General features: G+C 68.6%; 17 protein-coding genes and 1 pseudogene. 8 read left to right on the top strand and 10 right to left on the bottom strand.

Annotated features, from left to right (window positions below):
- Positions 1 to 18: 18 nt before the first annotated feature.
- The 4 genes and pseudogenes from ACRSBM_RS26635 to ACRSBM_RS26620 all read right to left on the bottom strand — a co-directional run bounded on the left by ACRSBM_RS26635 (position 19) and on the right by ACRSBM_RS26620 (position 2502).
- Positions 19 to 696: a hypothetical protein gene (locus ACRSBM_RS26635; RefSeq protein ID WP_434453522.1), complete on the bottom strand. Its 678-nt coding sequence runs from the start codon at positions 694 to 696 to the stop codon at positions 19 to 21.
- Between the two features lie 111 nt (positions 697 to 807).
- A pseudogene (locus tag ACRSBM_RS26630) lies at positions 808 to 975 on the bottom strand (RING finger domain-containing protein); the annotation flags it as partial.
- Positions 976 to 1009: 34 nt separating this feature from the next.
- The gene (locus ACRSBM_RS26625; protein WP_434447152.1) at positions 1010 to 1939 is read right to left on the bottom strand and encodes a hypothetical protein; all 930 of its coding nucleotides are present in this window, start codon (positions 1937 to 1939) and stop codon (positions 1010 to 1012) included.
- Positions 1940 to 2019: 80 nt separating this feature from the next.
- A complete protein-coding gene (locus ACRSBM_RS26620) occupies positions 2020 to 2502 on the bottom strand; it encodes a hypothetical protein (RefSeq protein ID WP_434447151.1) in 483 nt (160 codons plus the stop codon).
- A 318-nt stretch (positions 2503 to 2820) separates the two neighbouring features.
- Between ACRSBM_RS26620 and ACRSBM_RS26615 the strand changes: the two genes are divergently transcribed.
- The gene (locus tag ACRSBM_RS26615; RefSeq protein ID WP_434447149.1) at positions 2821 to 3486 is read left to right on the top strand and encodes a carbonic anhydrase; all 666 of its coding nucleotides are present in this window, start codon (positions 2821 to 2823) and stop codon (positions 3484 to 3486) included.
- Between the two features lie 297 nt (positions 3487 to 3783).
- On the opposite strand, the gene ACRSBM_RS26610 is transcribed toward ACRSBM_RS26615, so the two are convergent.
- Complete coding sequence (locus ACRSBM_RS26610; protein ID WP_434447147.1) at positions 3784 to 9066, bottom strand: hypothetical protein; 5283 nt, start codon at positions 9064 to 9066, stop codon at positions 3784 to 3786.
- Between the two features lie 150 nt (positions 9067 to 9216).
- Positions 9217 to 9594 (bottom strand): DUF4232 domain-containing protein, encoded by a 378-nt coding sequence (locus ACRSBM_RS26605; protein WP_434447145.1) that lies wholly within the window; start codon positions 9592 to 9594, stop codon positions 9217 to 9219.
- Positions 9595 to 9974: 380 nt separating this feature from the next.
- On the opposite strand from ACRSBM_RS26605, the gene ACRSBM_RS26600 reads away from it, so the two are divergent.
- The 6 genes from ACRSBM_RS26600 (at position 9975) to ACRSBM_RS26575 (ending at position 16921) form a co-directional block, all read left to right on the top strand.
- Positions 9975 to 10988, top strand: a complete 1014-nt coding sequence (locus ACRSBM_RS26600; RefSeq protein ID WP_434447143.1) for a hypothetical protein — start codon at positions 9975 to 9977, stop codon at positions 10986 to 10988.
- A gap of 111 nt (positions 10989 to 11099) precedes the next feature.
- Positions 11100 to 12635 carry an alpha/beta hydrolase gene (locus ACRSBM_RS26595; protein WP_434447141.1) on the top strand — a complete coding sequence of 512 codons (1536 nt, stop codon included), beginning with the start codon at positions 11100 to 11102 and terminating at the stop codon, positions 12633 to 12635.
- 29 nt (positions 12636 to 12664) lie between these two features.
- On the top strand, positions 12665 to 13597 hold the full coding sequence (locus ACRSBM_RS26590) for an ABC transporter ATP-binding protein (protein ID WP_434447139.1): 933 nt from the start codon (positions 12665 to 12667) through the stop codon (positions 13595 to 13597).
- 1 nt (position 13598) lies between these two features.
- Positions 13599 to 14408, top strand: coding sequence for a hypothetical protein (locus tag ACRSBM_RS26585; protein WP_434447138.1), 810 nt, complete (start codon positions 13599 to 13601; stop codon positions 14406 to 14408).
- A 111-nt stretch (positions 14409 to 14519) separates the two neighbouring features.
- The gene (locus tag ACRSBM_RS26580) at positions 14520 to 15458 is read left to right on the top strand and encodes a hypothetical protein (protein WP_434447136.1); all 939 of its coding nucleotides are present in this window, start codon (positions 14520 to 14522) and stop codon (positions 15456 to 15458) included.
- A 125-nt stretch (positions 15459 to 15583) separates the two neighbouring features.
- Positions 15584 to 16921, top strand: a complete 1338-nt coding sequence (locus ACRSBM_RS26575) for a hypothetical protein (RefSeq protein WP_434447134.1) — start codon at positions 15584 to 15586, stop codon at positions 16919 to 16921.
- Here the strand turns inward: ACRSBM_RS26575 and ACRSBM_RS26570 are convergent.
- The 3 genes from ACRSBM_RS26570 to ACRSBM_RS26560 all read right to left on the bottom strand — a co-directional run bounded on the left by ACRSBM_RS26570 (position 16902) and on the right by ACRSBM_RS26560 (position 19957).
- A complete protein-coding gene (locus tag ACRSBM_RS26570) occupies positions 16902 to 18257 on the bottom strand; it encodes a hypothetical protein (RefSeq protein ID WP_434447132.1) in 1356 nt (451 codons plus the stop codon). The two genes, ACRSBM_RS26575 and ACRSBM_RS26570, sit on opposite strands and share 20 nt — an antisense overlap.
- A gap of 138 nt (positions 18258 to 18395) precedes the next feature.
- Positions 18396 to 19214: a hypothetical protein gene (locus ACRSBM_RS26565; protein WP_434447130.1), complete on the bottom strand. Its 819-nt coding sequence runs from the start codon at positions 19212 to 19214 to the stop codon at positions 18396 to 18398.
- Positions 19215 to 19258: 44 nt separating this feature from the next.
- Complete coding sequence (locus ACRSBM_RS26560; protein WP_434447128.1) at positions 19259 to 19957, bottom strand: hypothetical protein; 699 nt, start codon at positions 19955 to 19957, stop codon at positions 19259 to 19261.
- 245 nt (positions 19958 to 20202) lie between these two features.
- Between ACRSBM_RS26560 and ACRSBM_RS26555 the strand changes: the two genes are divergently transcribed.
- Positions 20203 to 20331 (top strand): hypothetical protein, encoded by a 129-nt coding sequence (locus tag ACRSBM_RS26555; RefSeq protein WP_434447126.1) that lies wholly within the window; start codon positions 20203 to 20205, stop codon positions 20329 to 20331.
- Between the two features lies 1 nt (position 20332).
- On the opposite strand, the gene ACRSBM_RS26550 is transcribed toward ACRSBM_RS26555, so the two are convergent.
- A complete protein-coding gene (locus ACRSBM_RS26550; protein WP_434447124.1) occupies positions 20333 to 21685 on the bottom strand; it encodes an MFS transporter in 1353 nt (450 codons plus the stop codon).
- Between the last annotated feature and the right edge of the window lie 73 nt (positions 21686 to 21758).

Raw genomic sequence — 21758 nt, 5'->3', positions numbered from 1 at the left:
CCCTGCGAAGGCAGCACCTCACCCGGCGCCCGAAGTGGTACCGAGCTCTGCCCACCTGAACGCCGCCGCGGCGTACTCGGCGGCACGCGCGTTGTCCCGGCGGGCGGCCTCGTACCAGCCGCTGGTCGAGGTCACCACTTCCAGCACGGCGTGCAGGTGGGTGTCGAACGCGGTGCCGTGCTCGTGCAGCACCGCGACGAAATCCTCCCAATCGCGTTCCACCGGGACATCGGGCGGCAACGTCCAGCGGAGATCGGTGAGGTAGGGCACGGCCTCGTTCAAGAACCAAGCCGTGTACTTCGCCGCAGCGAGCATGTCCGGTGTGCGTGCCGCCACGAGCACGTGGTCGAGCTGCACGACGGCACGTTCGGTGCGGCCACTCAGACCGTCGCAGTATTCGAGCACCGGCGCGAGGGCGTGCGGAGTGGCCTCGATCTCCTCCGCTGTGTTCGAGCTGAGCTGGACGACCAACGGCCACACGTCGTCGAACGCGTCCCGCCATTCCATCAACGCGGCGGTCGGCGTGGTGAGCAACGGCGCCATTGCGTTGACGAGCAGGTCTTCACGGTGCCGCACGGCGTCGTGGAGCTCGATCGCGGCAGCGGCGATCTCGGCGGGAGCCGGAGAGCTGCCCGCCAGCGCCGCGGTGAGAGCCGACGAGCAGGCGACGATCTGTGCTGCCGAGGCAGTGATCACCGATGTGTACGGATGGTCCCGCGGGGGTGCGGAATGCAGGGTGGGTGCGTCCGAGGGACCGAACCGCGCCGGCTGCGGGGGATCGGGCGCCGCACTCCGCCTGCAGTTCGGGCAGGTGCCGTGTTCCTGCAACCACTGTTGTACGCACTGACGGTGGAAGCCGTGCCCACAAGGCAATGTGCGCGCCGTCGAGGATGCGGCGAGTTCGGATGCCGCGAGGTCCTCGCAGCAAACGGTGCAGACGACTATCGCGTCGAAGGGCCGGTCGTCGTGCTCCAACGGTTACTCCCTTCTCGGTCGCAGTGGCCTTGCGTCAGCCGATTTCCTTGAAGCCGAGCGCGATCCTGGCCTTGTCGACGAGCAGTTCGAGACGTCCAGCCTCCTGAAGGGCATGGCGGGCCCAGGCGAGCCAGTGCTGCACGTACGCCGTCAACGGCTCGGCGAGCTGGGTGAACATCGTGGCGCGCAGTGCGCGTTCTTCCTCGGAACGATCGGCTTCCGGATCGGTGAGCCAGCGCCGGTGTTCCTCGTTGAGGGCGGCCGTCGCGTCGGCCAGGTTCCACCATGAGCCGGCGATCTCGTCGCGGTACGCGCTCAGGTCCGGGCAGACGACCAGCTTGTCGTCCGGCTGCTCCGCCGCGCCGATCAGCGCGCGCAACATCGAGCCGGCGATCGCGAGATCGCGCCGCGCGACTTCGAGCACCGCGCGGACGTGCGCCTCCACGTCCGCGTTGCCCCGCAGAACGTTGTCGTAGCCGATCTCCGAGTGGTAGGCATCGAGGCACCCGCGGAGCTCATTGCTGATGCGCGGCAACAATGTCACTTCATCCAGCAGGTGTCGTGCGGCACCGGTGTCCAGCCTGGGCGCGTGCAGCAGGGACAACTGGAAGTTCGTCAGTGGCAGCCACCCGTCACCGTTGCTGACGTAGAAGCAGTGCCGGTCCACCGTGCTCGCGAGCTGAACCAGCTCCGCGAAGGCGGGCAGGTCGGCAACCGGGGTCAGATCGACGTCCGCGCGGCACGCGGGGCACTGAGCGCCGGACGGCAGCAGCCCGACCGCGTAGCGCTCGGTGCTGCGGACGCGATCGGGAACCGGCGTGCAGGCGTTCACCAAAGCGGCGGTGACGCATCCCGAGCACAACGGTGCCGCGCAGTTGCAGCCGGTGTTCGTCAGGCCGCCGAACTCCGCGCAGTCCTGACCGCACATCCGGCATGCGGTTGACTCGACCATGGGGGACGACACGGTTCGAGGCTAGGACGCCCGGAGTCCGTGCCGCTGCGGTCGAACGGGAAGTCTCGGGGTTGCCCGGAAGTGCCGGAGCGTCAGTCGCCCTCGTTGAGCAGCTCGGTGGCGAGGCAGTAGTCGTCGAACCGTCGCAGCACCACCTCCACCTCGTCGAAGAGGACGTTGTGGTCACCGAGGCTGTCGATCCGCAGGTACGACAGCTCCACGGAGTCGGCGTCCTGCGCCGCCTCGTGCTGCGCGTCGGCCAGACTCCGCGCCAGTTCCCTTAGTTCGTCGATGAGAGCTGAACCGCGCTCGGCGTACTCCAGCCCGATGCAGAGGTGGAACTGCGCGTTGTAGTCGTCCTCGTAGTACTCGTGCACCGCTTTGCCGTAGATCCACTGCGTCAGCTGCGCGCGGTGGAATTCGTACGTGCTCGTAGCCACGTCGAATGCGGCTGTGTCCAGTGCCGAGCGGCGCAGATCGTGCAACACGGTTCGCAACGCGGTGGCATGGGCGACAACGTGCTCCAGTGCTGCTCGCCTGTGCTCGAGCTGACGTGGCGTTCTGTCCTCGCGCAAGGATCTCTCCGTCCGTCTCGGTGCTTTCACAGCCGGAGCCGGACAACACCGGCGTTCTGCCGATCGTCGCGTCGACGAGAAAGCGCCGCCGGGGCGGAAGGGCATCCGTGCGGGCAGCAACGTCCACCGGACCGCGCAAAGACCGGTCATGCCGGTTGTCCGCACGGGTCGCCTGTTCGTGCACCGGTACCCGTGTCGGCGCGCCGCAGAATCAACGAGTCCTCGCGCACTGAAGGAGGCCCGATGGCCGTAGGTGAGCTCGGCGGGCCGGGTTTATCCCGGCGCGCGGTACTCGGCGGTGCTGTGCTGGGAGGTGCGTTGACGTTGTCGGCGTGCGCCGCCTCCAACGCGGGCGGAGGTGGTGGGACGACGAGTGAACCACCCGCCACTCCACCGGACTCTCCGCGTGCGGCGCTGGAGGTGCTGATCGCCGGCAACAAGCGCCTCGTGCGGGACGGGATGACCCAGCCGCACACGTTGACCGACATCCGCACCCACGTGAACGGCCAGCGGCCGTTCGCACACGTCGTCGGATGCGCGGACTCGAGGGTGCCTCCAGAGGCGATTTTCGACCAGAGCTTCTCGGACCTGTTCGTCACCCGCACGGCGGGCAACGTGCTGTGCGGTGCGGTGACGGGGACGATCGAGTTCGGGGTCAGCGCGCTGGGAGTGTCGCTGATCCTGGTGCTCGGGCACAGCTCCTGCGGTGCGGTGAAGGCCGCGGTCGACGTGGCCACCGGCAAGTCCTCCGCACCCGGTGGCGAGCTGGGCCTCCTCGTCGCGGACATCGAGCCCGCGGCCAGGCGGGCGATCGCCGAAGGCGGTACAGACGTGTACGCCGACGCGCTGAAGTTGCACCTCCGGCACGTCGCCGACGCGATCACCGGCAACCCCGTCGTGGCGGCCGCGATCGCCGCCGGGCGCGCCGAGGTGCGCACAGCCTGGTACGACCTCGCGACCGCTGAGGTCAAGCTGTACGAGTGACGCGGAGCTTCATCGCAGATGACTGTTCGCACCAGATGGCGACTCCCGCACCGGAGTCATGAGGTGCCGGGGCCGAGCCGTCATCGGGAACGGCCCCAGGCGCCCGGCCCGCTCGGGGCCCGCGAGCTGACGCCTTCTTCCCGATGACACTGGCGATCACGACCGCCCTGGCCTACCGGGCGCTTACGTTGGTCCACCTCGGCCGGAACGTGCCTCACGGGAGCAAACAGGAGCAGTTGCCACGGCGATCTTGGGACCTGTTCGGACGGTGCTCGTGCCATGACCCCGCGCCTCGTCTCACTCCTGCCTGCGGCGCACCGCGACGAGCAGGACCGCACCTGTCACGAGCAGGGTCACCGCGATGGCGGTGACACCGAGCAAAGCGGGGCCGGTCTTCGGCAGACCGGCGTGGCCACCGGGATCGGTGGACGGCGGAGCCGGGCTGCTGCCGACCGTCACCTTGGTGTGGCATCCCGCGGCGCAGTTGCTGTCCGCCGCCGTGACGCCGTTGTCCAGCACACCGTCGCCTCGCGACGGGTTCGCCGCCGTCACGCTGTAGGTGATGCTGATGGTCTGGCCGACGGCCAGCGGGCCGCTCCACATGAGCGTCGACCCGGTCACGGTCGGCGCCGGACCGGAATCGGCCTTCGCGTCCGAGTTGTACGCGGCGTCGTCGAGCACTCCGGTCATGTCGTCGGTGAGCACGGCCGGCTTCTCCGGGCCGTAGGCGACGCCTCCGGAGTTCTGTATCAGCAGCGTGTAGGTCACCTTGCCACCGGCCTGGACGACATCGCTGTCGGCGATCTTGCTGACGTCGAGGCGTGCGACCGCGACCGTTACTTCGCACCGGGTGTCGCCCGGCGTGGCGCAGTTGCTGTCCGCAGGGCTCGCGATCGTGTTGTGCAGTGCGTGTCCGTCGTCCTGGAGGTCGTTCGCGGTCACGCTGTAGGTGACCGTCGCCGTCTTGCCGGCTGCGAGGTCACCCTTCCACGTCAACCGCGCCGCCGTGGCGTCGTAGGCCACCGTGCCGATGTCGGACCGAGCGTCGTTGGCGAACGCCGCCTGCTTCAGTACGTCTGTCAGGTCGTCGGTGAGGGACGCGCCAGGCTGGTCGGCGCCGCCGATGTTGGTGGCGGTGATCTTGTACGCCACCTTGCCGCCGGGGGAGACGGTCGGCACGTCGGCGGTCTTCACCAGTTCGAGCCGCGGCAGTCCCGCGCACGCCGTCTCGGTGGTCGTGACGCCGTCGACGACCAGTCCGGCGGCGTTGTTGAGCGCTCCTGCCGACGTTGATCCCGCGGCCGGGCATCGCAGGGACGCGACCGGTGCTGTGCCGGACCCGGAGACGGGCAGCTCCACGGTCCACGTGTGGGTCACTCCCGGTTCGATCGCGGCGACCTGGCCGAGTGCCGTCGTCGTCGTGCCGTTCCACGACGGGTTCGGGCTGGCTCCGCTGGGCGCCGTGACGACCGGTGTACCCGCGGTGATGCCCGCACCGAACCTCAACGAGTCCGTCAGTTCGTACGACGACGCCGCGGCGCCCGAGTTGACGACCGTGATCCGGTACGCCACGGCGAGCCCGTTCCGGTCTCGGCGCGGGTATCCGTCCGCGACCTCCTTGGTGATGACGACGTCGGCGAGCGCGGAGCAGGCGTCTTCGGTCGTTGTGCGGCCGTTCGCGGTCGTCTTGACCACGTTGAGCAAACCACCCGGCGTGGTGCCGTCCTCCGCACAGGCGAGGCTCGCCGGCGAGATGCCGGCTCCGACGGTGACCGGGGTGGTCACGCGCCACCGGTGCGTTTCACGCGCGGGAACGGTGACCGCGGTGGCCAGTGTCGAGTCGGTGCCGCCGTTCCACGACGGTGCGGCTGCGACACCGGGCGGAGGCGTCACGGCCGGGCCCGTCGCGGTCAGCCCGCTGCCGAACCGGAAGGTGTCGTCGAGCGAGTAGATGCCAGGTCCGTCACCGTTGTTCGTGACGAAGATGTCGTAGGCGATGGTGTAGGTGCCGTCGCCGTTCTCCTTGGGGAAGCCGTCACCGACGACCTTGCTGGTGGACAGGAGCGGAAGGCCCGCACACGCGTGCACCGGCGTCGCGGCGCCGTTCGCGGCGGTCGTGGCGACGTTGCGGAGCCCGCCCGGAGCGGCGCCGGCCGGATCACAGGTGACCGAGGCGCTGGTGATCCCGTCCGGGGTCACCAGCGCGGTCAGTCGCCAGGTGTGCGTTCCTCCCCCCGCGATGACGAGATCGGCGATCACTCTCGTGTCCGTCGTGCCGTTCCACGAACCGGACGGCGTGGCCGGACCGCTCGCCGAGGCGCCGCTCGCAGTGAGGCCCGAACCGAACTGGAAGGTGTCGTCGAGGGTATAGGTGCCGGCGCCGCCCCCTGTGTTGGTGACGGTGACGTCATAGGCGACGGTGTAGGTGCCGTCACCGTTCTCCTTGGGGAATCCCTCGGCGACGGTCTTCGCGCTGACGATCTGCGGCAGACCGGCACACGCGTGGGTTCGCACGGGCAGGCCGTTCGCGGTCGTCGTCGCCAGGTTGAGCAGGCCGCCGGGAGTCGAACCGTCGGTGGAACAGGACAACGCGGACGTCGCGATGCCAGGAGCCGCCGTGGCGGTCGCCTCGACCAGCCAGGCGTGGGTCGCGCCGCCGGGGATCGCGACGGCCGTGGCGAGTCCGGTGTGGACTGTCCCGTTCCACTCGGGGTCGGAGGTGACGCCGGGCGGCGCGGTGACCCGGAGCCCCGACGCGGTGATGCCGGAACCGAACCGGAGCTCGTCGGCGAGGTCGTAGGTCGTGGTGTTGCCGCCGGGGTTGGTCACGGTGATCTCGTACTGGACGGAGAACGTGCCGTCGCCGTTCGCGCGAGGGTATCCCTGCCGGAGCGACTTCGTGGCGGTGACGTGCGCCAGGCTCGCGCAGGCACGTGCGTCGAGGCTGCCGCCGTTGCCGGTCGTGACGGCCTGGTTGAGCAACCCGCCGGCACTGAGACCGTCGGGGTTGCAGGTCAGAGCGGAAGGCTCGACGCCGCCTGCGACGGTCACCGTGCCCTCGATGTGCCAGGAGTGGTCGCCGCCGGGGTCGATTCCCACCCCGTCCGCCAGAGCGGTCTGGGTGGTGCCGTTCCAGTTCGCGTTCGCCGACTGGGGGCCGGTGACGGTGAGACCGGTGGCGGTGATGCCGGAGCCGTACCGCAGCTCGTCGGCGAGGTCGTACGCCGTCGTGGTCGCTCCGGTGTTGGTGATGGTGATGTCGTAGGCGATGGCGTGCGTGCCGTTGCCGTTCTCGCGGGGGAAGCCGGGCGACACGACCTTCGCGATGGTCAGCAACGGCATGCTTGCACAGGCGTGGGCGATGAGCTCCTGTCCGTTCGACCTGGCCGTGACCCGGTTGAGCAGTCCACCCGGCGTCGTGCCGTCGGGCGCGCAGGCGAGTGCGGCCGGGTCGGCTCCGGGGTTGACTGAGACCCGGCCGGTGCCGTGCCAGGTGTGCGTCGCTCCGGCGGGAATGCCGACGCCGGTGGCGACGGTGGTGTTAGTGGTGCCGTCCCAGCCGGGGTTGACGGAGGCGGGACCGGAGATCTGCCCACCGGACGCCGAGATGCCCGCGCCGAACCGGAGCTCGTCGAAGAGGTCGTAGCTGCCGAATCCGCTGCCTGTGTTGGTGATCGTCACGTCGTAGCCGACGGTGTAGCTGCCGTCGCCGTTCGCGACGGGACTTCCGGAGGAGACGGTCTTGGCGATGGTCAGCAACGGCAGGCCCGCACACGCGTGGCTCTGCGTGGTGACACCGTTCATCGTGGTGCTGGCGACGTTCAGGAGACCTCCGGGTGAGGTCCCGTCCGCAGCACAGATCAAGCCGGAGGGGGACGTGCCCGGGGCGACCGCCGCTCGTCCGGTGCCGCGCCAGGTGTGCGTCGCTCCGGCGGGAATGCCGACGCCGGTGGCGACGGTCGTGTTGGTGGTGCCGTCCCAGCCGGGGTTGACGGGCACGGGACCGGTGATCTGGCCGCCGGACGCGAAGATGCCCGCACCGAACCGCAGCTCGTCGGTCAGGTCGTAGGTGCCTTCGGTGCTGCCTGTGTTGGTGATCGTCACGTCGTAGCCGATGGTGTAGCTGCCGTCCCCGTTCGCGACCGGGGAACCGGGCGAGACCACCTTCGTGATGCCGGCGGTGGGCAGTGCGGCGCAGGCGTGTGCGACGTGCACACCGGTGGCGGTGGCGGTCGTGGTGGCCAGCAGACCACTCGGTAGGTTCCCGGCGGGGTCGCAGGTGAGGGACTGCGCTGTCGTCCCGGCTCCGACCGTCGCGGTGGCGCTCAGGCGCCATGTGTGAGACTCGCCCGCGGCGATCTCGGCCCCGGTCGCCATCGCCGTGTCGGTGGTGCCGTTCCACGTGGCTGAAACCGGCAGTGGCCCTGCCGCGGACGGACCGGACGAGCTGATGCCCTGCCCGAATCCGAAAGCGGTCGAGAGGTCGTACCGGGTTCGGTCACCGCCGGTGTTCTCGACCACGATGTCGTACTCGACCGTGTAAGTGCCGTCGGCGTTGCGCCGTGGCGTGCCGGGCGCGATGGACTTGCGCACTCGGACGAGTGCGGGCGAGTAGCAGACCTCCGCCTGGTAGGCGGTCCCCGCGGAGATCAGCGTGGCCGCGTTGCGCATTCCGCCGCCGGAGGCGCAGTGCGGGCTGGTGGCATCGCCCGGGTCGACCGCGGAGCGGACCAGGATCGTCCAGCGGTGCCTGGTACCGGCCGCGAGCGGGGTCGCGGTGGCGAGCCTCGTCACGGTGGAACCGGTCCACGCGGCGTTGGCGGCGCCCGGTGGTGCCCGCAGCACCTCGGCGGACACGGCGGTGATTCCCGCTCCGGCCGTCAGGGTGTCGCCCAGGTCGTAGGTCGACGGAGCGCCCGAGTCGTTGGTGATCGTGACGTCGTAGGTCACGGAGACCTCGCCGCCGGACTCGGTCGAGGCACCGGTGACCTGCGCGATGACGGGGGACAGGGGAGCGCAGGCGGAGACGACGGCCGGATCGCCGGTGGACGCTGCCAGCGAGGAATAGGTGCTGAATCCTCCTGAGCCCGTCAGCGAGGCGGGACACGCGCGGTCCTCTTCGGTGATCGATCCGGATACCGAAGCGGTGACCGACAGGCGGAACGAGTGGGTCGCGTGCCCTGAGATCGGCGTGTCCGGACCGGCCAGCGTCGTGTTCGTCGTGCCGTTCCACGACGGATCGACCGAAGGCCCTGCCGCGGTGGCGGAGGTGACTGTGGTGCCCGGAGCGAAGCGCAGCACCTGCTGCAGCGAGTAGGACGCGGTGTCCGCACCGGGGTTGTGGACCGTGACCTCGTAGTCGACGAGGTATCCGTTGCCGGTCGGCGCCGGCGCGGGGAATCCGGTCACGACGGTCGCTGTCAGCACCACGTGGTCCGGCTGGGCGAGCGCGACCGGCGAGGAGCCCGCCCCCGGCCCGACTCCGGCGACGAGGATCAGCAACGCGGCCGTCGTGAGCGCGGACAGGCGCCACACCGACGGGAACACCCGCCTGGGACGTCGCGACGGAAATCCGGACATCGAGCCTCCTCGCCACTGCTGCTCCCCTGAGCACCTGACTCGCTGCCGCGCACTGGATTACGCGCGCTGACGTCCACGCAGGACTGTGCTGAGGTGAGTGCCCCGACGGGCAACGAGGAGGGCTTCACGTTCTGCCTTCGAGGACCGAGGTCATTTCGCGGTGACCGGACCGATGACCGTCTCCCCCGAAATCGTGTACCCGTACTGCATCAGCGCATTCGCCTTCCAGACGAACTGCTTCGTGCTCGTGGTGTTCGGCGGGGTGACCGAGATCGTCTTCACGTGCCAGCCGGTGGCCTGGTCGCCCGTGTGGACGCGGAGGCTGCTGTGGGCAGTCGCACCAGGCGCGAGGCGGACCGCGTTGTGCGCGGCACCGGATCGCGGCGGGTCGAAGGTGCGGCCGTCCTCACCGCCGAACGACACCCCGGGATAGCCGAAGAGAGTGCACTCCGCCGCACCGGTGTTGCGGAACTCCAGTTGCAACGTCGAGAAGTAGTCCTCCGGTGCTCGTTCGATCTCGTCGCTCATGGGGCCGAGAGAGGCTTCGACGGATGTGCAGGCGGCGGGCTCTCCAGGCGCGGCCGCGTGCGAAGTCGCCGCTGCGGAAGAAGACGAAGAAGGAGACGAAGAAGAAGAGCTCGGTGCGATCGTGCTCGACGACGTCGGCGACGAGTTGGTGGTGCCACCTGACCCGCAAGCCGCGGTCACGAGGATCAGGCCGGTTCCGGTCAGCGCGAGGAACAATCGTGTCATGTTCATTTCCACAGTGGACCGAAGGTCTCAGGTTGAACCGAAGTGCATGAGGGCAGTTCTCCGTGCAACGCCAACGGGTGGACGCGTAAGCATCCGGCTGTCTCGGTGTGTCACCCGCAACAGATGCCAACTCCCCACACCTCGGCGAGGTCGTCATGAACATTCGCAGGTTGCTCGGAGCGGCCGTGTGCGCGGTGGCCGCCATGCTGGTCACGTTGCCCATCGCCGCGCATGCCGACTCCACTCCCCAGCGCACGCTGGACAAGTTCCAGGTGACGGAGTGGGGTGCCGTCTTCCACACGAGACTGGTCGACGGAGTGTGGCAGCGGTACGGGTACGTGCAGGAGCAGGCCCGCACGTGGGTGGACGTCGCATCCGTGTCGTCGGCACGTGACGGCGACGCGCTACACCTGATGGCGGTCACCAGGGACGGCAGGCTGATGCACCTGCTGCGCCAGAACCAGGTCTGGTCCGGGTTCGGTGCGGTGGCGTCCGAGAGCGGCGGCGCCGCCATGCCCGCTCCGAGCCCCGGCACGCGGTTCGGCGCGGTCGCCTCGGCGATCGACGAGCACGGCGACCTCGAGGTCGTGGCCACGGTGGCAGGTGGTCACCACGTCGTGCACACGACCAGGTATCGCGATGGTTCCTGGTCGCCGTTGCGCTCCCTCAACAACGACGTCGGCTGGCGTGGCGCGGTGCACAAGCTCGCGATCACGACCTCGCAGGGGCACGTGTCGATGTTCGCCGTGACCGAGGACGGCAACGTGTACCAGTCGTCGAGGCCGGCCGGCTCTCGTGCGTGGGCGCCGTTCTACCCCATCAAGTGGCAGTGCGGTGAGCCCGGCGCGGTGACCGACGTCTCCGCTGTGGCGACTGGAGACTCGGTGCATTTCATGGTGATCGCGTCCGGACAGCTGTGGCATTGCGGCGCGACTCCGGATTCGTGGAGCGACTTCGTCCGCGTCGCGCTGCCTGATGGTGTGTCACCGGCGTCGGTCGACATCGCGAAGGACCTGGAGGGGACGCGGACCACGGTGATCGGGCAGGACGGCACGGTGCACGACGCGGTGTCGGACGGCCACGTGTTCGGCGCCGGCTGGTCTCCCTTCGGCAGGGTGCTCAACGCGGCCGCGCCGGGGGCGTTCGTCGACGCGAGCGCTCAGGGGTGATGTCCGGCCGGTACTTCCCCCGCGCACCTCACCGAAGGGCAGGGACATGGCCGACGGGGAAGCCTGTTGTGACGTCGTCCGGATCTCCTCATGTCCCGCATCCTTCGTGGCATGCGTACGAAATTGACCGTCCCCCTGGTGGCTCTGGTGATGGCTTCGGCGTGCACGTCGGGCGATCGGGGCGACGCCGGCCGCAAGAACGACTCCCTTGATGTGTTCTACCAGCAAAAGGTCTCGTGGTCGGACTGCGGCGGCTTCGCGTCGAGACCGGAGCTCCAGGAGCTCTACGAGCAGCAGCAGGGGATCGACTGCGCGAAGGTGGAAGTACCACTCGACTACGCCGACCCCGGCGCGAAGAAGATCAAGCTGGCCCTGCTCAGGCACCGGGCCCTGGACCCGGGCAAACGCATCGGCAGCCTCTTCGTCAACCCTGGCGGCCCTGGAGGCTCCGGCGTGGAGGCGGCGGCAGGCTTGGCATCCGCCGTCGCGGCCACCGAACTGGGGCAGCGCTTCGACTTCGTCGGATTCGACCCCCGTGGAGTGGGGCAGAGCGAGCCGACTGTGCGGTGCGAGAGCGACACCAAGCGGGACCAGGACCGCCTGGTGCTGCACCTGGACACGTCCGAACGTGGTGTCCAGGCGGCGGAGAAGGACATCCGGGACGAGCTGGACGCTTGCATCGCCAACACCCAGTACGGCAAGACCGCGCTGGCGAACCTCGGCACGCGAGAGGTGGTCAAGGACCTCGACATCCTGCGGGGTGCGCTGGGCGACGACAAGCTCACCTACCTGGGTTACTCGTACGGCACGCTGATCGGCAGCGAGTACGCCCGTGCGTTTCCCACCAAGGTCAGGGCCATGGTGCTCGACGGCGCCGTCGACAAGAGCGCGAGCCACGCCGACATGAAGATCGGCCAGTACCGCGGGTTCCAAGAGGCGTTCGAGGCGTTCGCTCAAGCCTGTGCACAACAAGGAGCGTGTCCGCTCGGGGCGGACGCCACCGCGGACTTCCAGCGGCTCGCACGCCCGCTGCTCACCAACCCTCTGCCAGTGGGCGATCGGAAGCTGTCGTACACCGACGCGGTCACGGCCGTCATCGCGGCTCTCTACAGCGAACAGTCCTGGCCGGCGCTCGCGCAGGCGATCGACCAGTTGCGCAACGGTGACGGCCAGGACTTGCTGGCACTCGCGGACGGTTACCTCGGCAGAGATGCTGCCGGCCGCTACAACAACTCACAGCTGCTGCTGACGGCGGTGAACTGCCTCGACTACGAGCGCCAGACCGATCGGGCGGAACTGACCCGCGTCGCTCGCGCCGCCTCCGAAGCCGCCCCGTTCCTGGATCCAGGTCTCGAAAGCCCAGCCGTGCCGGACATCTGCAGCGCGTGGCCGGGGCCGGTGACGCTCACTTCCGACACGGCGTTCAAGGACGTGCCGACCATGATGGTGGTCTCCGTGACCGGTGATCCCGCCACGCCGCACGAGAACGGCGTGAAGCTCGCTCAGCGACTGGGCGCGCGGCTGGTCACCGTCGAAGGTGAGGGTCACGGCGCATTCCTCTCCATGGGACGCGAATGCGTGGACAACGCGGCCATCGAGTACCTCGTCGACCTGAAGCTGCCGAGTGCGGACGTCACCTGCGGCTAGTCCCAACACTTGAGGAGGCATGCGCGACCATGATCGAGGTAGTCGAACTCAGCAAGCGCTACGGCGACAAACAGGCCGTGGACACACTTTCGTTCACCGTCCGGCAGGGCTCCATCACCGGGTTCCTCGGTCCCAACGGGGCGGGCAAGTCGACCACGATGCGCGCGATCGTCGGGCTGGACCGTCCCACCAGCGGCCACATCCGCATCGACGGGAAGCCGGCGAACCAGCTCACCTGCCCACCGCGCCACGTCGGCGCGCTGCTCGACGCGAAGTCCGTCCACACCGGCCGGTCGGCGCGCGACCACCTGCGGGCGCTGGCCGCGATCTCGGGCGTGTCCAACCGCAGGGTCGACGAAATGATCGAGCTGGTCGGTCTGGGCAAAGTGGCGCGCAAGCGAGCGGGAGGGTTCTCGCTCGGGATGGGACAGCGGCTCGGCATCGCCAGCGCCCTGCTGGCCGACCCCGGCACGCTGCTGCTCGACGAGCCCGTGAACGGGCTGGACCCGGACGGTGTGCTCTGGCTGCGCAATTTGCTCAAGAGCCTGGCAGCCCAGGGCCGGGCCGTGCTCATCTCCTCGCACCTGATGAGCGAGGTGGCGGTGACCGCCGACCACCTCGTGGTGATCGGCAAGGGCAAGCTCGTCGCCGACGCGCCGATCGACGAGTTCATCTCGAGTGCCTCCCGGCGCAGCGCGATCGTGCGCAGCCCCCATCTCGACGTGCTCCGGCGTGTCCTGGTGGGTGACGGAGTGGTCGTCACCGACGAAGACGCTGAGACGGTGCGAGTCGACGGCTTGAGCACAGCGGAGATCGGTGACCGCGCGCTCGCCGCTGGTGCGGCCGTGCACGAGCTCACACCGGTGCGCGCGTCGTTGGAAGAGGCCTACATGAGGGCGAGCAAGGACAACAACGAGTACGTGGGCGCGACGGCGGTCCAATCGCCGGGCGAGGAGAGCTGACATGAGCACCGGTGTGACGGAGACCGTCGGCGCCGCAACGGAAAAACCGGTCCGGTTGTCCTCGATCGTCCGCTCGGAACTGATCAAGTTCACGACCGTGCGGTCGACCTGGGTGATCTACCTGCTCGCGCTGGTGGCGCAGGTGGGCATCGGGGTGGCCGTCACGGCGACGGCGAAGGACGACGAACTGGCGAAGATGTCGGCGTTGGACCGGACGGACCTCACCGTGTCCGGAATGGTGATCACGACTCTGTTCATCGCCGCGCTGGGAGTGTCCGTGTACGCGAACGACCACGCGACCGGCATGATCAGATGGTCGTACATCGCGGTGCCGCGCCGTCTTCCCGTGCTTTTCGGCAAAGTGGTCATGTTCACCGCCGTCAACACGCTCGTGATGGTGGTCGGCGTTCTCCTGACCGTCTACATCGGACAGATGGTGCTGCCCGAGGGCGCGGGGGTGGCCGCGCTGGGCGAAGGCGCGACGGTGCGTCTGCTGGCCGCGACCGTGGGCGAGGCCACCGCGATCGGGCTCATGGGAATCGCCTTTGGCGCGATTCTCCGCAACACCGCCGCCGCCGTCACCTCCACGATCGGCGTCATCGTCGTGCTGCCCATCCTGCTGGGCCTGTTCGGTCAGAAGGTGACGGATGTGATCGCTCGCTACGGGTGGAACCACGTGACAGCGGCGGTGAAGGAGGTCCAGCTGGGCGACAACCACCTGCCCGGCGCGGGGGCTCTGGTGGTCCTCCTCCTCTACGTGGCGGTTCCGCTCGCCGTCGCCGCCGTGTTGCTGGTGCGAAGGGACGTCTGACCTTCCGGGCGGGAACCGGCTGCCCGCGGCGTTGCCCTCCTGTTCGCGTCGGAGCGGGACCGCGGGAGGACGATGGCGGCAGTTGCCTCGGAAGCTGTGGAGGAAACCCAAATGAGAGATCTGGAACTGGTACTCGAGTTCCCCTTGCGGCAGAACTGGTCCGATGAGCGGGTGCAGCTCTGGTACGCGGCGCTCAACGATGCGGCGATCGCCTGGCAGCCGGAGCGCGACGCCGGGCTGAGCCGGTTCTACATCCTCCTGGAGACGAAGCTGGCCGCCTGTGGCCTGCATCGTGCGTTAGCCGAGGGGTTCGAGCTGCACATGGAGTCGAACGGTGTGCGCACCGACGGCTTCGTCCCCGATGCCCAGGAGGTCTCGTTCGCCGACGAGCTCGCGGATCCGGGCACCGTGCTGCAACTGCTCGAGATCACACGGTCGACGATGGCGGCCGAGGCGGGTGAGGACGGGCGCCACCTCGCGGTGGAGGAGACGGATCGGCGCACCTTGCAGCTCGCGCACGACTGGGAAGCGTTGATGCGGGAGCACGGCATGTGGCGCGGAGGAGTGGAGACCTGGGATGCGTTCGCGGCGCGGTTCCTCGCCGAGGCCCACCGTCGCGGCCTCAGTGGGAAGGCGAACAACCTCCTCCTGCGGCTGACTGTCCTGGACGACGACCAGCGGGTCGCCGAGCTCGAAGCGCAGGGCGCCCTGCGCTTCGCCCGGTTCAGCGCCGAGGCCGGCCGTCCCTCCCCACCTGGAATGCCCGATGAACCCGACGACCCGCTGACGGTGTACCGCTGGAAGCAGTTGATGACCGACCACGGCACCTGGTTGCGAGGATCGGAGAACTGGGATTCCTTCGTGGAGAGGTTCCGGGTCGCGGCACGGAATTTCGGGCTGGGGCAGCGGGCGGACGAGCTTGTCGTCAGGCTCCTCCCGCTGACCGACGACGAGCGGGTGGCCGCGTTCGTCGCACAGGGGGCCCCGCAGCCTCACCGGATGCTGCGTCCTCCAGAAGAAGGCTCATCCACTTCCCGGCGTCCGCAGTGAACCGCTGTGCCGGTCGTTGCCCGCGCGACTGCCCCGGCGCACCTCTCGTCATGGCTGACGCGATGACACGATGAGCGAGTTGGTGCGTGTCGCAGCGTGCCTGTGCGAAGGGAGCCGACCCGCCGATGTCCGCGCCGGTGCCCGACCTGTCCGACGACTGGTGGTCGGCCGCCGCGTTGTGGATCGCCGACCGGCCCGAGCTCGACGACAGCGAGGCGTTCGACCTCGTCTGTGCGACCATCGCCCACCTCAACGGCGTCAGCCACGACGACGTGGCCCGAGGGCTGTGCGACATCGCTGCCCGGTGCGGTGCGTCGACGCCGCCCGAGGTGGTCGCACTACTGCGCTTCACCGGCACAGAACAGTCCACATCGGACCTTCTCGACCTCGGCAGCGGTCTCGTCCTCGGGCCACCACCTCCCGAGGTACTGGCCCACATCAGCGATGCCGCCGTCCTCGGTGTTCCGCTCTCAACGCTGCTCACCTCTCTGTCGGACCAGTGCGGCGTCACGGCTGACATGGCGGCGACCTGGGTGCGTGAGCTCTCCCCGGACCCGCGGGCCGCTGTCGAGGACGCGTACGAATCGCTCCGGGTGGTGGCGCGCAACGACCTGTCCGCGCGGATCGCCGCAGCCGCCGACCAGCTCCTGCGCCGATCGGACCGGCCGGACCGGGACGTGGTGCGGCTGTTGGGTTCAGGCTGGGACATCGGCACGTTGTCGAGGGACAACGCGGTGCAGCGGCAACACTTGGAGGCCTGGATCGGCCGTTTCGCCGATGAGCTCGGACTACCTGGTGACCTGTCGCAGCGCTGGCAGATGATGCAGCCGGTCTTCGCGGCCTTCGCCGACGCGACGCCTCGCCCGCATCCGGCCCGCGGAGGCAGAGGGCAGGTCGTCCAGACGCCCGCCGATGACTCGACGCGGTACGCCGAGCCGGAGGCCGCACAGCCGCAGGCCGGTCCAGAAGGGGTACTCCGCACTCTGACCGAATGGCAGTGGCACGTGGTCGAGGCAGTCGCGGCCAGCTCGAAAAGGTGGCCCGACACCACGGAGCTCAGCTTCAGCCTCGGTGCGCCATCGGATCTCATCGGTCGTGAGATCGAGTCGATCGTACGGCGCCTCGGGATCAGGAAGGGCAACAGGCGCTCGTACCTGCGTGCGCTCAGGGAGTCCGTGGTGTCCGATCTGCCGGCGTTGCGGGATGAGGTAAGCAGGAGGCAGGCGGCCAGGCTCTCCGATGTCGTCGGCCGGGTGCTCAGCGGTGGTGACGCGGGCATGTGCCGGGTAGTCGGTCTGCTCGCCACCGGGGACGATCTCTGCGCCATCGCGCGGCAGCACCAGGTGCCCGAGAGCGAGCTGGCAGCCTGGGTGACCTGGTTCGGCGAGACGGCGGGTGTGCACGGCGACCTGTCTCACCGCTGGAACGTGCTGCGCTCCGTGCTCACGACCAACCGATCATGATCGTGCCGGCCTCTGTGAGCGATTCCATCCGTTGCCGGACATCGGTGACGAAATCCACACTGCTCGCCTGGTCGGCCTCGACGTGGTTCAGGATCCGTTCGACCTTCTGCACGAAGGAACCGTGTGCGTGGACCGCGGCGGTGGCGGTCTCCACGATGACCTTTCCGGACTTGACAGCGGCGTCCGTGCTGGTGAACTCGGAGCTGAGATCTCGGCTTTGTGCTTCAAAGATCATACTCAACACGGTTTTCGCCGTTGCGAAGAATTGCTTGAAATGGGTTTTCGTCGCCGTGTCCAGCGCCGGAATCGTGTCGAGATCCGTCAGGGCGTCCTCGATCACGGACAGGTGAGCACCCGCCTCGTCGAGGCCGATGTAGTAGTGCGGCCTCACGGTGAGGCGCTGGAGGAAGGACAAGAGGTGCTTGCGGCTGTCCCGTGACGCGCTCAGGAACTGCCTGGTCTGCCTGACCGAGTCCCGACGTGTCCGCGCGTCCTCTTCCCACAGGACGTGCGCCTGCTCGAGGACGTCGGACATCGTGGTGAGGCAGTACCCGGATTGCCGCCGCCAGCTCAGCAGGTTCTGGCGGTAGGTGGTCAGTGCCGGGACACCGGAAGTGTCACCGACGGCGTCCGCGGGAAGGCCGGTGGCCGCGGGCAGCTCGCCCTCCTCCATCCGCGTGGTGAAGTCGAAGTAGGACGTGTACCAGTTCTTCGCCTCTTCGAGGAGCACCCGGATCGTCCTGCGCGCCTCGGTCAGCCTCAGGTCCAGGCCGGGCCAGTCGGCGGTCCAGGTCTGCAACGCCCAGCCGGTGGTCTGCGTGCGTGCGCCCTGGTCCGACGCGAGGTGGTACTGGTAGTACTGCGCGAAAGCGCCGACCTGCTGGTCGATCGCCTCGAGCTGACGCACGGCGCCGACGCTCGCCGGTGCGGCCGCGATCCCGGACAGGAGCTTCTTCGCCTCCTCGACGTGGGTGTGCAGGTCCTCTGCCAGCGCTGGGTCCACGAGGTCGCGAGCGAGGACCGCGTCGTTGATGCGGCTCGCCAGTTCGTCCACCGCCTGAACGGAGGCACTCAGTGGCAGGGACACCCGCTGGAAGGACGCGAGCGCGATCGTCACCGCCGTGACCTCCGCCAGGACTTGCCGGCGCTCATGCATCAGGACGTCATCGTGGTAGTCGATGCAGGCGAGGTAGGCGGTTCGCAGGTCGTTGAAGTACTCCAGCAGACGATGGAGGCCGGGGACTCGGACACATCTGTCGAGCAGGTCCGTGCCGAAGGGGTCCGCGATCGACCGCAAGCCGCTCGTGTCGATCACATCACGTTCGGAAGTGACCATTCGTACCTCCTGGTGCGCACCCGGCTACGCAGTCATGCTGCGCCCGAGGCGCTGCACTGTCCGGCACGATGAGGCAGCTGTCGGTGCACCATCGCGTGCCGACACCGTGCGTCGGGTTCGACGGAATGTCTCCCTGGTTCACGCGGACAGGCCGTACACCGACGCCATCACGGAGAGCCTTTCCCGGTTCCGCGCGATTCCCTCGGCGACGTCGTGGTACGCCTTGGCATAGGACCCCACCGTCTGGAGATATCCCTCGGGCAGGGAATCGATCTTGTTCGCCAGCTGCGCCATGGTCTGGGCGATTCCGATGAAGTGAGGGCACAGGTCAACGGTGTCGTAGGGTGCGGCTGCTCGCACGCCAGGCTCGGATTTGAACCGTTCGTCCTCCTCCTCTCCCGGACGGGCTTCCGCAGCTTCCAGAACTTTCGTCTTGGCGTCGTTCAGGACCTGGAAGATGGTTCCGCCGAGTTGGTGGTCGACCACACCCGCGGGCATCAGCTCCTTCATCAGTTCCCTAAGTTCACCGTCCAGGCTTTCGAAGTCCTCAGTGGCGACGGGCTTGTTCCTGCTCGCGCGGATGTTCGCGTTGAGCAGTTCGTTCGTCAGCTGGTGCGTCACGCTGAGGAACCTCGTCAGCACCTCCCGCTTGCCGCCCGCGTCCCGGGAGAGGTTCTGGTACTTCTGCGCGGCGTCCTGGTACGTGTCCGCGCTGATCTCCAGGTACCTGTCGTAGGCCTGCCGGAACGAGGTAGTGATCAACTGACGTTGGAATGCCGAGTACGATCCGGACTCGTCGGCGGCGCCGGCGACGTTCTGGTGGACCGCGGCGATGTACTGCGCCGCCGAATCGAGTTCCCGCAGTGCTGTCTGCAGGGCGTCGTCCACGAAGCCGTCCGCCCCGTCGGCGAGCGTGTCGAGCAGTGTGATCCGGTGCAACTCCTCTGGACCTGACACGGGTGCTTCTCCGATCTTCGGTGTGTGCCGGGCTGCTGCCGCTGCTACTGGGGATTGATCTGGTGAAGGCCGGGCTGCTCGATCCGTTCGGCGGCGATGCCGGACATGGTCCCCCGGTAGGTGACGGTGTCGCGGAGGTGGTCGAGGACGGCCAGGCGCTCCTGGTCGCTCTCGAGCAGGTGCAACTGGTCCGTCAGCTCCCTGGCCTGGTCACCGACACCGAGCGCGATAGCCGTCCTGGTGAAGAGCTCACGGAACTGTGGCCAGGAGTGGGTCGTGTCGTCCCAGCGTCCGTCCACTTCGAGCAGCCGCGCCCATGCCTGCTCCGCACCGGCCTTCGGCCTGTCGTCGCCGTGGTCGACGGAGGCCGTGTACGCCTCGTGCATGCCGAGGAGGTGCGGCAGAGTCATTGAGTCGCGCAGGTAGCCGAGAAGTTGAGGCAGCACACCGGGATCGGGCCCTGCAGCCTCCGGATGTGGTTCGGAGCCGGGGTCGTGCTCCGGGACGACCTCCCCGTAGACATCGGACAGATAGCCGGTGAACTCCGCGACCACGGCCGACGACAGGCCTGCTGTCGCGGCCTCCTGACACAGCAGTTCGGTGAACGACGCCCAGCCGTGGGCATCCGAGCAGGCGGTGTGTGCTGCGGCCGAGCAGATCGTCTGCAACCAGAACCGCCGGTAGTCCGCCGGCCAGCCCATTTCGAAGGGCCAGTTCACCAGAACTTGGTCGAACGACGTCATCGGAAGGTCCTCCTGTCGCCACCGGACCGGCGGCGTTGCGTGCCAACACTTCGTGCTGTGTGTCCGCCATGGTCATGAGGGCGCCGCGCCTCGCGCATGAATGAACGGGAAGGAGTTGAGGCAATCAGACTGCCCGCGTCGGTCCGGTGGGCCTGAGAGCCGGCTGCGAAGAAGTCGACGGATCGCGTAATGACCGCGGCGCCCGCCTGTGATGTCCACGAAGACGACGCGGAGGAGTGAGGACCATGGACGCGGACACGATGCGACTGGTGGCCACGATGTTCGGTTCCGCGATCACCGGCGGCCTGCCGGTGCCACCGGTCGCCACTGCCGGTGCCGTCCAGGAGCAGCAACAGAGCGTCGTCGTGCGTTGAGTCAGCCAGCTGGGGCGGGCGTGCGCACGGCTCTGCCCGCCGCCTGGTCCAGCCGCACGGCGTGCAACGCCGCCCCCATGCCCGCGGCCGCCATCACACCGAACGCGACGGAGCTACCGAGCTCGAACGTCGCGGCGCTCACGGAGATCCCCAGCACCCCGGACATCTGTTGAGCCATCGCCAGCACCGTGTTGCAGTGCTGCATCTGTGCGGGAGGCGCGTCGGCGAACGCGAGCGTCGAATAGGCGGTGAGGCCGACGGAGCGGGCACATCCGCTGACGAATGCGATCGCCATGATGACCGGCAGGGGTGTCGCCGGTGTGATCAGTGCGAAGAAGACGACCGTGGCCGTGAGGCAGACCGCCGAGCCGCCGATCAACCAGCGGAACGCGACGTGGTTGATGAGGCGGGTGGTCGTCGGCTTGATCGCTATGTTGCCCGCGAACACGAACAGCACGACCGCGCCGGCTCGGGCTGGGCTCCAGCCGAACTCCGCGCCGAACACCAGCGGCAGCAGGAACGGCACCGAGGCGACCGCGGCACCGAAGAGCAGGCTGCCGAGAACGGCGACGCGGAACGTCCGCGTGCGCAGGGTCCGGAGCTCGACCAGCGGGTGAGGGGACCGCAGCAGGTGCCGCACGGCGGCTACCAGCATCGCCACGCCCGCCGCGGCCACCACTGCCGGCAGGACCCAGCCGTGGCCGATGAGGTGTCCCGCGGTGACCAGGGCGCCCAGGCCGGTGGCGGTGAGCACAGCACCGATGAGGTCGAGCGGCGGCACCGTGCCTCGGCCCGGTGCCGGGGCGATCAGTCGCCAGGCCAGCAGCACTGCGACCAGGCCGACCGGCACGTTGACCAGGAAGATCCAGCGCCAGCTCCAGTACGTGGCGATCGCCCCTCCGAGCACCGGCGCCAGGACCGGCGCGGTGAGGCCAGGCCACACGACATAGGAGAGCAGCCGGGGGATGTCGGGCTTCTCCGCCGTACCGAGCACGATCAGCAAGCCCACCGGCACCATCATCGCGCCCGCCGCGCCCTGCACCACCCGAAGAACGATCAACTGACCGAACGCCGTGCTGACGGCGCAACCGAGCGAGGCCGCGGTGAAAACAGCGATGGCGGTGACGAAGGCCTTCCTGGTGCCCCATCGTGTGCCGAGCCAGCCGCTGAGGGGAATCAGCACCACGAGGGCCAGGAGATAGACAGCGACCAGCAGCCCGACCGACGCGGGGGAGACGCCCAGCGCGGGACCCAGCACCGGCGAGGCGGCGGAGATGATCGTCCCGTCGAGCTGCTCCATGAAGAAGCAGGCGGCGACCAGCAGCGCGGTCGCACGGTGCCGACGGGTGATCATTGACGTCCTGTTCCGGATGCGGGACTGGTTGCCGGTCTCACGGTGTGGCCGGCGGCTGCGCGAAGACACCTGG

Origin of the sequence: Lentzea xerophila, from assembly GCF_051094245.1 — a bacterium.
In the GTDB taxonomy this organism is placed as follows: domain Bacteria; phylum Actinomycetota; class Actinomycetes; order Mycobacteriales; family Pseudonocardiaceae; genus Lentzea; species Lentzea xerophila.
The sequence above is the reverse complement of the archived record's forward strand: the minus strand, read 5'-3'. Positions and strand labels throughout refer to the sequence as shown.

Bases quoted from the DNA above. Each gene is read 5' to 3' on its own strand.
- ACRSBM_RS26610 (WP_434447147.1), bottom strand. From the start codon at position 9,066: ATGTCCGGATTTCCGTCGCGACGTCCCAGGCGGGTGTTCCCGTCGGTG.
- ACRSBM_RS26605 (WP_434447145.1), bottom strand. From the start codon at position 9,594: ATGAGCGACGAGATCGAACGAGCACCGGAGGACTACTTCTCGACGTTG.
- ACRSBM_RS26600 (WP_434447143.1), top strand. From the start codon at position 9,975: ATGAACATTCGCAGGTTGCTCGGAGCGGCCGTGTGCGCGGTGGCCGCC.
- ACRSBM_RS26595 (WP_434447141.1), top strand. From the start codon at position 11,100: ATGCGTACGAAATTGACCGTCCCCCTGGTGGCTCTGGTGATGGCTTCG.
- ACRSBM_RS26590 (WP_434447139.1), top strand. From the start codon at position 12,665: ATGATCGAGGTAGTCGAACTCAGCAAGCGCTACGGCGACAAACAGGCC.
- ACRSBM_RS26585 (WP_434447138.1), top strand. From the start codon at position 13,599: ATGAGCACCGGTGTGACGGAGACCGTCGGCGCCGCAACGGAAAAACCG.
- ACRSBM_RS26580 (WP_434447136.1), top strand. From the start codon at position 14,520: ATGAGAGATCTGGAACTGGTACTCGAGTTCCCCTTGCGGCAGAACTGG.
- ACRSBM_RS26575 (WP_434447134.1), top strand. From the start codon at position 15,584: ATGTCCGCGCCGGTGCCCGACCTGTCCGACGACTGGTGGTCGGCCGCC.
- ACRSBM_RS26570 (WP_434447132.1), bottom strand. From the start codon at position 18,257: ATGGTCACTTCCGAACGTGATGTGATCGACACGAGCGGCTTGCGGTCG.
- ACRSBM_RS26560 (WP_434447128.1), bottom strand. From the start codon at position 19,957: ATGACGTCGTTCGACCAAGTTCTGGTGAACTGGCCCTTCGAAATGGGC.
- ACRSBM_RS26555 (WP_434447126.1), top strand. From the start codon at position 20,203: ATGGACGCGGACACGATGCGACTGGTGGCCACGATGTTCGGTTCCGCG.
- ACRSBM_RS26550 (WP_434447124.1), bottom strand. From the start codon at position 21,685: ATGATCACCCGTCGGCACCGTGCGACCGCGCTGCTGGTCGCCGCCTGC.